This window comes from Rhodococcus sp. NPDC056516 (assembly GCF_042794655.1).
Taxonomy (GTDB): domain Bacteria; phylum Actinomycetota; class Actinomycetes; order Mycobacteriales; family Mycobacteriaceae; genus Rhodococcus_F.
On the sequence record NZ_JBHTTG010000003.1, the window covers coordinates 324,986 to 340,197 of the forward strand.

Consider the following 15,212-nt stretch of genomic DNA (forward strand, 5'->3'; position numbering starts at 1 on the left):
GTGCGCGCATGAACAAGACACACAGGGGATTGCATCCTCGCGGCAAGGTGGACGAATACACCTCGAAGGGGTGGTGGTCCGACGAGACGATCGATCAGGTGTTCCGGGCGCAGGTGCGGGTCCGCGGCGACGAACTCGCGGTAGTTGATCCGGCGAACCGGAGCGAGCTGTCCGGGGGAGATCCACGACGCCTCAGTTGGAACCAACTGGAGAGCGAAGTCATCGCGCTCGCTGCCCGCTTCTCCGAGGTGGGTTTGGGCCGGGGAGATGTTCTGGGCGTGCAGATGCCGAACACCGTCGAACTGGTCGAGGTTTATCTTGCAGCGTGGTCGCTGGGGATCGTGGTCTCACCCTTGCCGATGCAGTACCGCGAACGTGAAGTGGAAGGAATGGCAAACCAGGCGGCGTTTGCAGCATTTGTCACCGTACCCAGTTTCGGTGACAGACTCCCCGCTACGGAGATCGCTGCAATCAGATCCCGGATTCCTTCTCTGAGATCGGTGTTCGCCTACGCTCCCGCGTCCGAGCTTGCGGCTCAGCTTCCCGCCGGCGTCGTGGGACTGAGTCCTCGGACTGCCACCGAAGCACAGCGCAGTGAACTGGAGGAACGAAACACCGAAGATCCCAACGACCCCAACGATGCGATGACGATCTGTTGGACCTCCGGGACCGAAAGCGAACCGAAGGGGGTCCCACGTTCGCACTACGAGTGGCTGGCCATCTGCTGGGCCACGATCGACGCTCCCGACATCGTCGTCGGCGACGTCTTGTTGAACCCGTTCCCGATGGTCAACATGGCCGGAATCAACGGAATGTTCCTGCCGTGGCTCCGCACGGGATGTGTACTGGTACAGCACCACCCGTTCGACCTTCGAGTGTTCCTCGGACAGATCGAGGCCGAGCGAGTGACGTACACGGTAGCGCCGCCTGCGCTGTTGTGGATGCTGCTCGCCGACGAGTCGATGCTCGCGGCGGTCGACCTGTCGAGCTTGACGCGGATCGGTTCGGGTTCGGTGCCACTACAACCTCCGATGGTGCGGGGGTGGCAGGAGCGATACGGAATCGGAGTCATCAACTTTTTCGGATCAAACGAAGGCATCAGTCTGCTCTCCTCGCCTGCGGACATGCCGGATCCGGACGACCGCGCACGGTACTTCCCCCGCTTCGGTGTCGAAAGCTTCCGTTGGAGCACCAGGATCTCGGACTGGATGGACGTGCGCTTGGTCGACGTGGTCACCGGCGAGGACATCACCGAAGTCGGACACCCGGGTGAGTTGCGAATCAGTGGACCGACTGTCTTCGCCGGCTATCTCGGCGATCGACCGTCGCCGTTCGACGAACGCGGATTCCTCTGCACCGGAGATATCTTCGAGATCGCCGGTGATCAGGGGCAGTTCCTCCGCTACCTGGATCGAGGCAAGGATCTCGTGATCCGCGGCGGAATGAACATCGCCCCAGCCGAACTGGAGGGATTGATCGCCGAGCACCCGGCAGTTGCGGATGTGGCCGTCATCGGCGACCCCGACGAAGTGCTCGGTGAGCGTGTGGCGGCAGTGGTCACGCTGCGGCCCGAGACGGAACTCGAACTGGACGCTCTGGTCGCGTTCCTGAAGGACAAGCGCATCGCGTCGTACAAGCTTCCCGAACGGCTGGAGATTCGGAAAGAGTTGCCGCGCAATTCGACCGGAAAGATCCTCAAGCGTGAACTTCGACAGAAGAGTGTGGCATGAGTGTGATGAACGACAGTGAAAAACTTGCGCTGGCGCGTGAGATGTTCCAGGCCTGGGACGTCATGGATTGGACACGCGTCGTCGACCTGTTTGCCGAGGACGGTGTGCTCCACAGCGTGATGCAGGAACCGCTTGTCGGCAAAGAGGCCGTCGCGGGCCGAATTGCATTGCTGGCAAGCAAGTGTGAAAGGATCACGCTGAAGATCGAGTCTCTCGGCGTGATCGGCGGCAGGGTATTCGTGCAGAGAGTCGACGACTTCCACTTCGACGGTACCTACGGCGTCGTGCCTGTTGTCGGAATCCTCACCATGGCAGACGGACGGATCACCGAGTGGCTCGAATACTACGACCGCCCGACACTGTTGAAGGGAATGGGTCTTGTCTCCGATTTCGAATAGCGGGATTTCGAGTAGCGGGATTTCGAGTAGCGGGACTTCAGAGCGAGGATTGCCCACTGTCGACATCTCCCTGGGGTTGTGGCAGGACCGTCCGCCGCGCGAGGTGACCGCCACTGCGCGTCTTGCCGACAAACTGGGGTTCGGCCGAGTGTGGGTGGGAGAGATGGCGACGTACGACGCATTTGCGCTGGCTACGTCGGTTGGCACCGGCTTCGAGCACTCCGAGTTGGTGGTCGGTCCGCTGGCAGTGACGGTTCGTGATCCGGCGATGATCGCGATCGGGGCGGCGTCGGTAGCGGACTTGACCGGGCGTCACGTGTCGATCGCGTTGGGAACGTCCAGCACTGTCGTGGTCGAAAAATGGCATGGGCGAAGTAGATCCGGGGCAGCACGTGCGCTCGCGGAGTCCGCCCGCGGTGTGCGAGCGCTGATGAACGGCGAGCGCGGCGAAGTCGCCGGCACTGTGGTGCGCACCAGTGGATACCGACTGCGACTTCAGCCGCCGGGCGGCCGGTTGATCGTTGCGGCATTCGGAGACAAGGCGCTTCGGGCCGCCGTGGAGTTGGGTGACGAACTGGTGCTCAATCTGGTGAGCGCGGAGCAGGCCGGTCGTCTGATCTCGCGATGCAAGGAGATCGCGGCCGAGTTGAAAACGGGCATGCCCGTCGTGTCGGTGTGGGCACCGGCTGCTGTCGCCGAGCATGGACCGTCGCAGGTGTCGATCGATCAACTCAGACGTGGGCTTGTGCCGTATCTCGCTGCCCCCGGGTACTCGGACATGTTCGTCCGTGCCGGCTTCGCGGACGTGATCGAGGCAGCGAGGGCCGGGGCCGCGCCGCGAGAGCTCTTGAGTCAGGTCTCCGACGCCATGGTGGCGACGGTGGGAATAGTGGGAACAGCGGCCGACGCTCGCGCGCAACTCGCGGCGTACCGAGCGGCGGGCGTGGACACCGTTGTGGCCGTGCCGTCATCCACTGATTCGGACCCGGCCGGGCAAGTGACCATGGAACTTCTCGCCGAGATGGCATGACGAATCCCCGAAGAACTTACTCTCAGGTAAGTTCGTCGGGGATATGTCGAATCGGAGGAGTTGCCGTGAGTGATCGTGTTCGTGTCGAGATAGTGCAGTCGGTGGCGTACGTGACGTTGAACCGGCCGGAGAAACTCAACGGTCTCGATCTGGACATGCTCGACGCGCTGGTGAATGCCGCTCGAACGATCGAGAGCGATCGTTCGATTCGGGGCGTAGTTCTGCAAGGCGCGGGTGACGCATTCTCTGCCGGATTGGATTTTGCTTCTGCCGGCAAGCAACCGAGGCGGATGGCAAGGGCCTTTGCGAAGTTTCCAGGTCAGAAGACCAACTTGTTTCAGCGCGCGTGCTGGGTATGGCGCGAATTGCCCGTACCGGTCATCGCGATCGTTCACGGCCACTGTTTCGGCGGGGGACTGCAATTGGCGCTCGCCGCAGACTTTCGATTCGCCACCCCTGATTGCACGTTCTCGGTAATGGAGGCGAAGTGGGGATTAATTCCAGACATGACCGGGACGGTCACGACGCGCGAACTCGCGGCAATAGATGTCGTGAAACGCCTCGCCATGACGGCGGAACTGTTCGATGGAAATCAAGCTCTCGAGTGGGGTTTCGTGAGCGGAGTCAGCGACAACCCGATCAAGCCGGCGCAGGAACTGCTGTCGCAGATCATGACTCGCTCGCCGGACGCCGTCGCAGCAACGAAGACGTTGTTGCACAGGACCTGGAACCGATCGCCTCGCTGGGCATTTTGGATCGAATCACGGATCCAACTGGCTTTGATGAGGGGTAAAAATCACAAGATCGTGCGCACCGCGAACGGTGTGAAGAAGTTGCCGGAGTTCGCCATTCGAAAGTTCGGCTGACGAACTCCGGCATCGCGGCGCCGTGCGGCGTCCACGTCGAGGTCGATCACAGCATCAAATCTCGTCCCGATCGGTCTTTGATGAGCGTCGTGGCGACGAATGACACCGCTGCCAGCAAAGCGAGGTAGATCGAGATGGCCAGAGTGCCACCGGTCTTGCCGAGGAGCCACTGCGCGACGGTGGGTGCGAAGGCGCCGCCGAAGATGGTTCCGACGGCGTAGGAGATCGACGCGCCGCTGTAGCGGATCGAGGCCGGGAACAGCTCGGCGAACAACGCCGGTTGGGGTCCGTACGAAAGCCCGAGTCCAACCGAGAAGAGAATCATCGCCACATAGATCCAGCCGAGATTTCCGGTGTCGATGAGGAGGAAGAACGGCACCGCGAACAGGACCATCGCGAGGTTGCCCGCGTTCATTACCGTGGTGCGGCCGCGTCGGTCCGACCAGTAGGCGCCGATCATGGTGAACACACCCCATGTGACGGCACTGGCGAGCGTGGCAATCAGGAGTTCCGTCTTACCCAGACCGTACGTCTTGGTTGCGTACGCGACGATGAATCCACCGATCACCATGTAGCCGTTGCCGTTTGTGCCGATGAAGGACAGGGCTGCGAGTACGACCTGCTTCGGGTGCTTCTTGAACAGCGTGCGGATAGGCGTATTGCTCTCGGAGCGGCGTTCCTTGAGTTCGGCGAATACAGGTGACTCGCTGACCCGGCTTCGGATGTAGAAGCCGACGCCGATCAACACGACGCTGAGCAGGAACGGCACTCGCCATCCCCAGGTGGTGAACTGTTCTTCCGTGAGGGTGAACGTGCACAGTGCCAAAACACCGGTGGCGAGCAACATTCCGAGCGGTACACCCATCTGGACGAATGCTCCGAAGAATCCTCGGCGTTTGGTGGGTGCGTGTTCGACGGCAAGTAGAGCGGCCCCGCCCCATTCGCCGCCCGTCGAGAATCCCTGCACGATTCGGAGAAGTATCAGCAGGATCGGCGCCCAGATTCCGATGGAGGCATACGTCGGCAGCACGCCGATCAGGACCGTCGCGGCGCCCATCATTGCCAGAGTTGCCACCAGCACGCGCTTTCGGCCGAGTCGATCGCCGAGATAGCCGGCGACTATGGCGCCGAGTGGACGGAAGACGAAGCTGATGCCGACCGTGACGTAGGAGACGATCTGACCTGCTGAGCCCATCGGCTTGAAGAACAGGTCGGCAAAGATCAGCGCTGCGGCTTGGGCGTAGATGAAGAAGTCGTACCACTCGACGGTGGTGCCGACCATCGACGCCATCGCGGCGCGGTCGTACTCCTTCGCGGCGGGTTTGGTGCCAGTTCTGATTGTGGTCATCGAGCTACTTTCTGCCATTCACGTGTTCCACCGAGGAGGTGAACTGCGAAGTCGGAACAGGGGAGAAATACTGTTCGATCTGCGACGTTGCCGGTGTGCTCGATGCATGCTTTTGGCTGATTCGGAGCGTTCCTGCGCGATCCCATTGTCGATATCGGCAACCGAATGATCGGTAGGTAATGAATTATGCAGAAGTGTGAGCGTCAGCACAAGAGATGTCGGAAAGGTCTGACTATCCGGTGCGGAGTGTGCGAGAAATCGGGCGCTCAGTTTTGGGGCGACGCGGCAATGCGCAGGTCGATTTCCCGAGCGCTGAGTAGGTGGTCGAGGACAAGAACCGCGCAGCCGAGAATGCCGGACTGTGCGCCGTGGCTGACCGATGCGATCTGCAGCTTTCGGGTGGCAAGCGCCGTTGCATTGCCGTACACGGACTCTCGAAGCCCGGCGAGGAAGAGTTCGTCGGCCTCGGCCATGTCGCCGCCGATGATCAGGACCTCGGGATTGAGGAGGTTGACCGCGCCCGAAATGACGTCGCCGATCAGTCGACCGCTGCTTCTGATGAGCCGGCGGGCTTCGCTGTCACCGTCCAGGGCGAGGCGGACAACGTCACGCACATGCCCGACGCTCCGACCTTGATCTCGAAGGGCGTGCACGAGAGCCCAACCGCTGGCGACGGTTTCGACGCAGCCGACGTCGCCGCACCGACATTTCATGCCCCGCGCCGCAGCGGTTTTCGTGTGCCCGATCTCGCCGGATGCTCCGAGTGAACCGCGTTGGAGGACTCCACCCAGGACGATTCCCGCGCCCAGGCCGGTCGATGCCTTGATCATCAGGAGGTTGGGCGCGCTCTCGCGTCGTTCGCTCAATTCGGCCAGAGCCATCACGTTGGCATCGTTGTCGGCGAACAGCGGTGCCGTCGTCACCGATGCCAGGTAGGGGGCAAGAGCAACTCCGTCCCATCCCGCCATCATCGGGGAATCGAGGCTGGCTCCTGCAGCGACGTCGACGGTTCCGGGAATGCTCAGTCCTACTCCGATGACTTCGGTGGACTTGCGCTGGACCCGGGCCAGGAGTGACGAGAGATGCTCGGCAATTTCGGGCATCAGTTCGTCCGGGCCGACTCCGACCGACTTGTCGATGTCTTCCGCTGCGAGGATCGTGCCCGCCAGGTCGGTGACGGCAAGTTGTGCCCGCGATCGACCGATCGCCACGACGAGAACCACGCCGGACGCCTTTGCGAACGTGAGAGTGGACGGCGGCCGTCCGCCCGTCGACGGTCCCTCGTCGTCATCGGCGATCAATCCAAGCGATTGAAGTGCCGCAACCCTGGCCGATACTGCTGTCCTGGACAGGCCGGTGAGCTTCCCGATCTCGCTGCGAGTGGTCGCTGAACCGCTGCGTATCAGCGTGAATACCTCTCCTGCGGTAGCCGGAGTTGTGGACGGTCGGGTCATTGTCCTATTCAAGCATTCCTTGTCGGCAACTTCAGCGTGCGAAAGTTGCCCTACTTTGTTCACAAAAAGACTTAAGTAAGTCTTGTGCAAAAGCAGAAGTAGGCATAGTGTGTGTCTTGACTCACTGCCACGGGCGTCCGAGGAGACGAGTCGCAGTTTCTGTGAAGCAGGGCGCACAAACAGGGGAGAACCTGATGAGCCGCACCGATACACAAGAGATCGTCGAGTTCGCACGTAAGTGGCAGCAGTTCGACGGTGGACCCGACGAAGAGATCTTCGTAACTTTCGGCCTCGCCCCGGACGAGTATTTCCGCAGGCTGCAGGCGATTCTCGACGACGGCGTCGCAGCGCTGACTCCGCCCGTCGCCGGCGAACTCGCTTCGGTCTGTGCGCATCGACTCGGCCGATCGACGAATCGGCCGGGCGCCGGTAAGTCCGCAGCGTAGCTCCGAGTCACCCGAATCCGTTTCACCCGAGTAAGGAATTGAGGTCGCCATCATGCACAAGCACCTTCCGATGCCGTACCCGACCGCCGAAGTGTGGGATTGGCAGTTGCAGGGAGCATGCCGTGGGCACGACTCCGCCGTGTACTTCCACCCGGACGGCGAGCGTGGACATGCTCGCGAGAACCGTGAACGCAACGCCAAGAAGGTCTGCGGGACGTGCCCTGTACTCCAGCAGTGCCGCGAACATGCACTGTCCGTCCACGAGCCGTACGGCATCTGGGGTGGAATGACGGAGACCGAGCGCGCAGAATATGTGCGATCGCTGCGTAAGCGCAGCAACCGGATGCCCGCGGTCGCCAACGCGAGCTGAAGGTCCCTTCGGAAAGGACTCCAGCGTGACGCTCGTTGCCGGTATCGATTCGTCTACTCAGTCGTGCAAAGTCATTGTCCGTGACGCCGATTCAGGCGAACTGGTACGAGAAGGACGAGCGGCTCATCCAGTCGGTACAGAGATAGATCCGGCCTGCTGGCTCGAGGCTGTGGACAGTGCAATTGCCGCGGCGGGTGGGCTGGACGACGTCGCGGCAGTTTCCGTCGGAGCTCAACAGCACGGCATGGTGTGTCTGGACAACGGCGGCGAGGTCGTCAGGCCGGCGCTGCTGTGGAACGACACTCGTTCGGCCAAGGCTGCGTCCGATCTGGTAGAAGAACTCGGCGGATCGAACGAATGGGCCGACGCCGTCGGAGTCGTTCCGGTCGCTGCAGTCACGGCAAGCAAGCTTCGATGGCTGGCAGATCACGAGCCGGCCAACGCCGATCGCGCTGCCGCGGTGTGTCTTCCGCACGACTGGCTGTCCTGGAAATTGGGCGGGTCAGGGTCGTTGAAGGAACTTGCCACCGACGCGGGCGACGCCAGTGGAACCGGCTATTACGCTGCCTCGACGCGCGAATACCGTATCGATCTGTTGGCGTTGGCATTTCGCGATCGAACCCCGCAGGTTCCCCGAGTTGCAGCGCCGAACGAGAAGATCGGAAGCACTCACTCCGGGGGAATCATCGGACCGGGCACGGGTGACAATGCCGCCGCCGCACTTGGTTTGGGTGCAGTCCCCGGTGACGTGATCATCTCGATCGGAACTTCCGGCGTAGTATCCGCTGTATCAGTCACGCCCACACACGATCCCAGTGGAAACGTGGCAGGATTCGCGGACGCGACCGGACTGCACCTGCCGCTGGTATGCACTCTCAACGGCGCTCGCATTCTTGATGCGACGGCATCCATTCTCGGCGTCGATCACGCCGAACTGTCCAGGTTGGCGCTGACCGCGCCCCTCGGAAACGACGGGTTGGTCATGATCCCGTACTTCGAGGGTGAGCGGACGCCCAACCGGCCCGACGCCACGGGAGCCATGCACGGATTCCGTATGCAGAACTCGACGCCTGCGCACTTTGCACGAGCCGCCGTCGAAGGTCTCCTGTGCGGCTTGGCCGATGGCGTCGACGATCTGGTTCGTCAGGGTGTCGAGGTGAAGCGAGTTCTCCTTGTGGGAGGCGGAGCGAAGTCTCGTGCACTCTGTGAGATAGCGCCGGCAATTCTCGGGGTGCCGGTCGTGATCCCTGCTCCGGGTGAGTACGTCGCCGAGGGAGCCTGCCGGCAAGCAGCATGGGCTCTGTCCAAAGACGTGCAGCCGCCGGTGTGGCCGAAACCGGAAGAGCGGCGATTCGACGCCGAACCAGCTCCCCACGTGCGTGAGCGTTACGCGTCGCTGCGCGAACTCACCGAAGGCGTGTAACCACAGAGCCTGACACCGTTCGCTCGGTTAGGGTGACTCCGTGGACTTGTTGGTAGGGATAGACATGGGGACGGGCAGCAGCAAAGGGGTTCTGGTGACCCCTGACGGTGTGGTCCTGGCAACCGAGCAGATCGATCACCAGATCTCGATGCCCCGGCCAGGGTGGGCCGAGGTGGACGCCGAGAAGATGTGGTGGTCCGAGGTGTGTGCGATCTCGAAACGTCTTGTGGCGCAAGTTCCCACGAATGCCAAGGTGGCCGGCGTATGTGTCAGTGGTGTCGGCCCGGCATTGGTGTTGTGCGACAGTGAACTTCGTCCTGTTCGTCCGGCTATCCTCTACGGAATCGACAGTCGAGCGTCAGCGGAGGTGGCCTCGCTGACCGAATTGTTCAGCGAGGAGGCAATACTCGATTGTGGTGGCAAACTCCTGTCGAGTCAGGCCGTCGGACCGAAGATCGAATGGGTGCGCATCCACGAACCGGATGTTTTTGCCGCGGCGACGCGGTGGTACGGCTCGAATTCGTACATCGCCGCAAAGCTGACCGGCGAGTACATTCAAGATCATCACACGGCCAGTCAGTGCGATCCGCTCTATTCGGTTCGAGACTTCAGCTGGAAATCCGAGTGGCTCGATCGCATTCTGGGACATCTGGAATGCCCACGTTTGGTGTGGCCGAGTGATGTTGTCGGACTTGTGCACGGTGATGCGGCCGAGCAGACCGGACTACCGGTCGGAACTCCTGTTGTCGCGGGTACCGTCGACGCCTTTTCCGAGGGGTTCAGTGTGGGTGCCCGTCATCCCGGGGATCTCATGCTCATGTACGGGTCGACGATGTTCCTTGTGCAGGTGCTCGACAAGTTTCACAGCAACCCGGCATTGTGGACAACCGCAGGCGTTCAGAAGAATACTCTGGCACTTGCGGCCGGCACATCCACCGCCGGAAGCTTGACCGGCTGGCTTCAAAAGCTCACCGGTGATGCACCATTCGAACAGTTGCTCGCCGAAGCTGAGGCAATACCGGCAGGCGCCGAAGGGCTGTTGATCCTGCCGTACTTTGCCGGCGAACGTACCCCAGTGTTCGACCCCAAAGCCAGAGGCGTGGTCGCAGGACTCTCGTTGCGCCATGGCCGGGGTCATCTGTTTCGAGCAGCCTATGAGGGCATAGCCTTCGGAATCCGTCAGATACTCGAGATGTTCGGTGACACAGATGAACCAGTCCGACGCACGATCGCGGTGGGAGGTGGGGTCAAGAGTCGGGTCTGGACGCAGGCGATCAGCGACATCACGGGACACACACAGTTGGTTCCCGCTCAGACCATCGGCGCCAGCTACGGCGACGCGTTGTTGGCTGCGATCGGAACCGGACTTGTTGCGCCGGATACTGATTGGACGACGCTGTCGCACGAGGTAGTGCCGAATGCAGCCAACAGCGCGATGTACGAGGATTTGTATCAAACGTGGTTGACGCTGTATCCGACGACGAAGGAACAAATCCACGCCCTCGCCGAATTCGGCTGAACGGCCTGATGGCTGCGGCCGTTCAGCTCACGAGGTAACCGCCGTCGATGGGAAGATCGGTTCCGTTCACCATGGCGGCGGCGTCCGACGCCAGCCAGACGACGGCCTCGGACACCTCGTCCGGTACGGCAAAGCGGCCACTCGGGATACGATTCAACATAGGTGCGGCCTTGTCGTGCTCACCCCATACCGTCTGTCCCATCTCGGTGAGTACAACCGTCGGGCAGACCGAGTTCGCCCGGACGCCGCGGTTACCCAACTCCAAGGCAAGCACTTTGGTGGCCATCACCAAACCTGCCTTTGCGATGCAGTACGAATAGTGCTCGGGCAAAGCGCGCAAGGCTGCTGCTGAAGCAACCGTCACGATGGCTCCGCCGCCCGCATCGGCCATGGCCGAGCCGATCTTCGCGGCGAGCAAGGCCGGGGCACGGAGGTTGACGTTCAGAACCGCGTCGAAGTTGGGTTCGGTTATGTCGGTGACAAATTCGGGATACGAGATTCCAGCGTTGTTGACCAGCACATCCAGTCCGCCGAATACCGCGAGAGACTCTTGTGCGACCTGGGTCGGTGCGTCGGGGGATGCGAGGTCTGCAACGAGAATCTCGGCGCGCACGCCACAACTGTCGCGGAGTCTGTCGGCCAGCGTTGTGAGTTCGGAACGGCTACGACCGGAGACGATTACGTCCGCACCGGCTTGGGCGAAGGCGTGTGCGATTTGCGTGCCGATGCCTTTCGAGGCTCCCGTGACAAGAGCGCGTTTTCCGTCGAGCAGGCGGGCTGACGCAGTAGGCATGGCAAAGCCTTTCGAAGTTACTCGACCGCAAGTATCTGTTGTGCGGTGGTGGGGTCGGTGACGAGTTGATTGAAGTACCGGCTGCGCGCACCGGCAATGATGGGAGCGACTTTATCGGCGCCGACGGCCACGGCGATACCCACCGGGATATCTTGCAGTGCAGACAGTTCGAGCGCAATAAGGCGTTCGCTACCGGGGAAGTCGACGGTGTTGCCGTCGCGATCGTAGAAGCGAGAGCAGATGTCACCCACGGCTTCTCGAAGCGACGACGATGTTATCGGAACGAACTGCGGAATGTCGGCGCGCAGTAGAGGTGGAGCGCCGATGCCCATGAGAATAGCCCGAGCTCGTGGCCACAGGCCGAGAACTCGCTGTATGGCCGGATCCTTGGTGAGGGTCGGATACAGATCGGGACCTGGAAGCGCCGGCGCAAAAAGATAATTCGGACGTCCGCCGATCTTGTTCGAGATCAAGCGGGTGATCTCGTTGGTCTGGTACCACTCCTCCGGTTGGTCGTTGCCACCGACAGTGGGAGCGACCAAGACTCCTGGAATGGGCGTCAGATCGTATTGCGCGACTTCGTAGACCGTCCGCCCGGAGGACACGAGCAGTACGTCACCTGGCACGAGGCCTGCGCCGGCGAGTGCCTCGGCCGTCGCCGGGGCGAGTACCGAACCCATGACGTCAACCGTGCCTTTCTGCTGTGCCGGAGTGGGTAGGGGACCTGAGAGGTACACGCGATGCAGCCCGAGCTTGACGCGCAGCCGCTCGGCCAGGCTTCCATGTGCTTCTTCCTGAGGCGGCACAACTTGGATGCGGACTATGCCCTGCCTTCGCGCCTCGGAGAGCATGCGACTGACGGTGGCGCGGCTGGTGCCGAGGGCTTTTGCCACTTCGGCTTGAGTGGCGTCCTCGTCGTAGTAAAGCTTGGCCGCGGTGTAGAGCAACGCGCGTGTGAAGGTGCTGTTCGTGCTGGTCGGTGCCGAACCGGCAGGCGTGGATGCGGGTAGTGGCATCGCGTCTGAGCTGCTGATCGGCATGACAGAAAGGTACCGCATGAACAGATGCTCACGCACCTAGTTCAGATGAACAATTGTGCTGGACATATGTAATTCGATCCGATACTGTGACCGCCGACACATGAAATTGTGTTCATGTGCAGCCACTGGACCAGCGCTCAGCGCCCCATCCAGACCTGATCCCAAGAGGAGACAACGATGTCCGAGACGATGAAGGCGGTCATCTGCCACGGTCCGCGCGACTATCGACTCGAAGAAGTGCCGAAGCCTGTTCCGGGCCCCGGTGAAGCGCTGGTTCGGGTCGAAGCAGTCGGAATCTGTGCGAGTGACCTGAAGTGCTACCACGGTGCAGCAAAATTCTGGGGCGACGAGAACCGTCCGGCTTGGGCCGAGACCGAGGTCATTCCGGGGCACGAATTCGTCGGTGAGGTTGTCTCGATCGATGCGGAAGGGTCGAAGCGCTGGGGGATCGAGGTGGGCGACCGTGTGGTCTCCGAACAGATCGTTCCGTGTTGGGAGTGCCGTTACTGCAAGCGCGGTCAGTATCACATGTGCCAACCGCACAACCTGTACGGATTCAAGCGAGTCACCCCCGGCGCGATGGCCGAATTCATGGTCTATCCAGTGGAAGCTTTGGTGCACAAGGTATCCAAGGATCTCCCGGCAGCACATGCTGCGTTTGCAGAGCCGCTGTCGTGCTCACTGCACGCCGTGGAACGAGCTGGAATCACCTTTGACGACGTTGTCGTTGTTGCGGGCTGCGGGCCAATCGGGCTGGGGATGGTTGCCGGTGCGCGGGCAAAAAGCCCGGCGCACGTGATCGCTCTCGACATGGCACCGGAAAAGCTCGAGCTCGCCAAACTGTGCGGAGCCGACATCGTCATCAACATTGCCGACGAAGATGCCGTGCAGATCGTCAAGGATCTCACCGACGGTTACGGAGCCGATGTCTATCTCGAGGGGACAGGCCATCCGTCTGCAGTTCCGCAGGGCCTCAACATCTTGCGTAAGCTCGGCACCTACGTCGAATACGGAGTGTTCAAAGACGACGTCAGCGTCGACTGGAGCATTATCAGCGACGACAAGGAACTTGACGTCCTCGGGGCGCACCTGGGCCCAGACTGCTGGCCGGCCGCAATCCGGATGATCGAGTCAGGCCTGCTGCCGATGGACAAGATCTGCACGCATCAGCTTCCGTTGGAAGACTTCCAGAAGGGACTCGATCTGGTGGCCAGTGGCACCGAGTCCGTGAAGGTCTCACTCATTCCCTGACGGTTCGCACACCCGGCCTGTACCGCAGGTCGTTCGAGATCCCCACTCATCCATTCAGCGGAGAATCAACATGAGTCGTTTCACACCCCGCGTCCCATTCAGCGGTGGTCCACAGCTCTCGCGTCGAGAGATGCTGCGGGCGTTCGGTATCGCGGGGATGGCTGCCGCGAGCGTGCCCATACTTTCCGCCTGTGGTGTCGGTGGTGGTGAGAAGCCGACCAACGGAGCGTCGGAGGTGACAGGCGGATTCAATTGGCGGGCGCTCGAAGGTACGAGCATCAACATCCTGCAAACCCCGCACCCGTATCAGCAGGCGTTGCAGCCGCTGCTCGCTGATTTCACCGAATTGACCGGTATTACAGTCAAAGCCGATCTGGTGCCGGAGGCCGACTATTTCACCAAGCTCAACACGGAACTTGCCGGTGGTACCGGCAAGCACGACGTATTCATGCTCGGCGCGTACTTCATCTGGCAGTACGGGCCGCCGGCCTGGCTCGAGGATCTGCAGCCCTGGCTCGAGAACACATCGGCCACCAGCGACGAGTACGACTTCGAGGACATCTACGAGGGGTTGCGTACCTCCACCCGCTGGGATTTCGAGTTGGGGTCTCCACTCGGAACCGGTGGGCAGTGGGCACTACCGCTCGGATTCGAGAACAACGTCGTCACCTACAACAAGAGAGTCTTCGACGACAAGGGCATCAAGCTGCCCGACACATTCGACGGATTGATCCAACTTGCAACGGATCTCACGGATCGAAGTGAGAACGTCTACGGAATCGCCACGCGAGGCTCGAAGTCCTGGGCGACGATTCACCCGGGGTTCATGACGCAGTTCACCCGCGAGGGCGCGAAGGACTACGAATTCCGGGGTGGCGAGTTGGTGGCGACCATGGATTCGGACAAGGCTGTCGCCTTCACCGAGAAGTGGATCGACATGATGCACGCTGCCGGACCGACCTCGTGGACAACGTACGACTATCCGCAGGCGACAGGCGATCTCGGTGACGGCAAGGCAATGATGGTCTACGACGCGGACAGTGCGACGTACCCGAAGAACAAGCCCGGAGCCAGTCGCGAAGCGGGTAACCTCGCGTGGTACCCGGGTCCGGCGGGTCCGGACGGGAGTTACGCGACCAACCTGTGGACGTGGTCGTTGGCCATGAATGCGCGTTCCGAGAAAAAGCATGCGGCATGGCTTTTCCTGCAGTGGGCCACCAGTAAGGGAACTCTCAACGACGCGGTCAAATCAGGCATCTTCGCGAACCCCGTGCGCGAGTCCGTGTTCAACGAAACTTTCAAACAGGAAGTCGGCGACGGTATGCCGGGCTATCTCGAAACGTTCGAGACGGTGATCGGCAGTTCCAAGATCCAGTTCACGCCTCAGAAGAAGTTCTTCGACACCACCGAGGACTGGGCTGTCGCGCTGCAGGACATCTACGGCGGCAAGGACGCGAAATCGACGCTGTCCTCGCTCGCCAAGACCAACACATCCAAGGTAAACCTCTGATCCGCGGCGGATCACCGGAGCAAGGGAGTAAGGA

Annotated in this window: 14 protein-coding genes; 10 read left to right on the plus strand and 4 right to left on the minus strand. The window is 61.4% G+C overall.

The features are described 5' to 3' along the window. Positions 1-8: 8 nt before the first annotated feature. The 4 genes from ACFQ6Y_RS10815 to ACFQ6Y_RS10830 all read left to right on the plus strand — a co-directional run bounded on the left by ACFQ6Y_RS10815 (position 9) and on the right by ACFQ6Y_RS10830 (position 4,024). Positions 9-1,730, plus strand: coding sequence for a class I adenylate-forming enzyme family protein (locus tag ACFQ6Y_RS10815; protein WP_378631875.1), 1,722 nt, complete (start codon positions 9-11; stop codon positions 1,728-1,730). Beyond that, complete coding sequence (locus tag ACFQ6Y_RS10820) at positions 1,727-2,128, plus strand: nuclear transport factor 2 family protein (RefSeq protein WP_378631880.1); 402 nt, start codon at positions 1,727-1,729, stop codon at positions 2,126-2,128. The genes ACFQ6Y_RS10815 and ACFQ6Y_RS10820 overlap by 4 nt, the downstream gene beginning before the upstream one ends. Before the next feature lie 49 nt (positions 2,129-2,177). Then, positions 2,178-3,158, plus strand: a complete 981-nt coding sequence (locus tag ACFQ6Y_RS10825; protein ID WP_378631884.1) for an LLM class F420-dependent oxidoreductase — start codon at positions 2,178-2,180, stop codon at positions 3,156-3,158. A 65-nt stretch (positions 3,159-3,223) separates the two neighbouring features. Beyond that, positions 3,224-4,024 (plus strand): crotonase/enoyl-CoA hydratase family protein, encoded by an 801-nt coding sequence (locus ACFQ6Y_RS10830; protein WP_378532499.1) that lies wholly within the window; start codon positions 3,224-3,226, stop codon positions 4,022-4,024. Positions 4,025-4,070: 46 nt separating this feature from the next. On the opposite strand, the gene ACFQ6Y_RS10835 is transcribed toward ACFQ6Y_RS10830, so the two are convergent. Together ACFQ6Y_RS10835 and ACFQ6Y_RS10840 are read right to left on the minus strand one after the other, a co-directional pair. Continuing rightward, positions 4,071-5,372, minus strand: a complete 1,302-nt coding sequence (locus ACFQ6Y_RS10835) for an MFS transporter (protein ID WP_378631888.1) — start codon at positions 5,370-5,372, stop codon at positions 4,071-4,073. A gap of 266 nt (positions 5,373-5,638) precedes the next feature. Continuing rightward, positions 5,639-6,826 carry an ROK family protein gene (locus ACFQ6Y_RS10840; protein WP_378543411.1) on the minus strand — a complete coding sequence of 396 codons (1,188 nt, stop codon included), beginning with the start codon at positions 6,824-6,826 and terminating at the stop codon, positions 5,639-5,641. Between the two features lie 194 nt (positions 6,827-7,020). Here ACFQ6Y_RS10840 and ACFQ6Y_RS10845 point away from each other — a divergent pair, with 194 nt between their 5' ends. The 4 genes from ACFQ6Y_RS10845 to ACFQ6Y_RS10860 are packed head-to-tail and all read left to right on the plus strand — an operon-like array spanning position 7,021 to position 10,584. Next, a complete protein-coding gene (locus tag ACFQ6Y_RS10845; RefSeq protein ID WP_378543414.1) occupies positions 7,021-7,272 on the plus strand; it encodes a DUF3263 domain-containing protein in 252 nt (83 codons plus the stop codon). A gap of 52 nt (positions 7,273-7,324) precedes the next feature. Beyond that, positions 7,325-7,642, plus strand: coding sequence for a WhiB family transcriptional regulator (locus ACFQ6Y_RS10850; RefSeq protein ID WP_230814392.1), 318 nt, complete (start codon positions 7,325-7,327; stop codon positions 7,640-7,642). A 25-nt stretch (positions 7,643-7,667) separates the two neighbouring features. Next, complete coding sequence (xylB, locus tag ACFQ6Y_RS10855) at positions 7,668-9,065, plus strand: xylulokinase (protein ID WP_378631893.1); 1,398 nt, start codon at positions 7,668-7,670, stop codon at positions 9,063-9,065. Between the two features lie 40 nt (positions 9,066-9,105). After that, positions 9,106-10,584 (plus strand): FGGY-family carbohydrate kinase, encoded by a 1,479-nt coding sequence (locus tag ACFQ6Y_RS10860; protein ID WP_378631898.1) that lies wholly within the window; start codon positions 9,106-9,108, stop codon positions 10,582-10,584. A 22-nt stretch (positions 10,585-10,606) separates the two neighbouring features. Here the strand turns inward: ACFQ6Y_RS10860 and ACFQ6Y_RS10865 are convergent, their stop codons facing one another. Both ACFQ6Y_RS10865 and ACFQ6Y_RS10870 read right to left on the minus strand, forming a co-directional pair. Then, positions 10,607-11,377, minus strand: a complete 771-nt coding sequence (locus ACFQ6Y_RS10865; RefSeq protein WP_378631903.1) for an SDR family NAD(P)-dependent oxidoreductase — start codon at positions 11,375-11,377, stop codon at positions 10,607-10,609. Positions 11,378-11,394: 17 nt separating this feature from the next. Beyond that, the gene (locus ACFQ6Y_RS10870; protein WP_378631908.1) at positions 11,395-12,417 is read right to left on the minus strand and encodes a sugar-binding transcriptional regulator; all 1,023 of its coding nucleotides are present in this window, start codon (positions 12,415-12,417) and stop codon (positions 11,395-11,397) included. Between the two features lie 177 nt (positions 12,418-12,594). Here ACFQ6Y_RS10870 and eltD point away from each other — a divergent pair, with 177 nt between their 5' ends. Together eltD and ACFQ6Y_RS10880 are read left to right on the plus strand one after the other, a co-directional pair. Next, positions 12,595-13,668 carry an erythritol/L-threitol dehyrogenase gene (eltD, locus tag ACFQ6Y_RS10875; RefSeq protein ID WP_378631913.1) on the plus strand — a complete coding sequence of 358 codons (1,074 nt, stop codon included), beginning with the start codon at positions 12,595-12,597 and terminating at the stop codon, positions 13,666-13,668. A 130-nt stretch (positions 13,669-13,798) separates the two neighbouring features. Next, a complete protein-coding gene (locus ACFQ6Y_RS10880) occupies positions 13,799-15,178 on the plus strand; it encodes an ABC transporter substrate-binding protein (RefSeq protein ID WP_378532781.1) in 1,380 nt (459 codons plus the stop codon). Positions 15,179-15,212 lie beyond the last annotated feature (34 nt).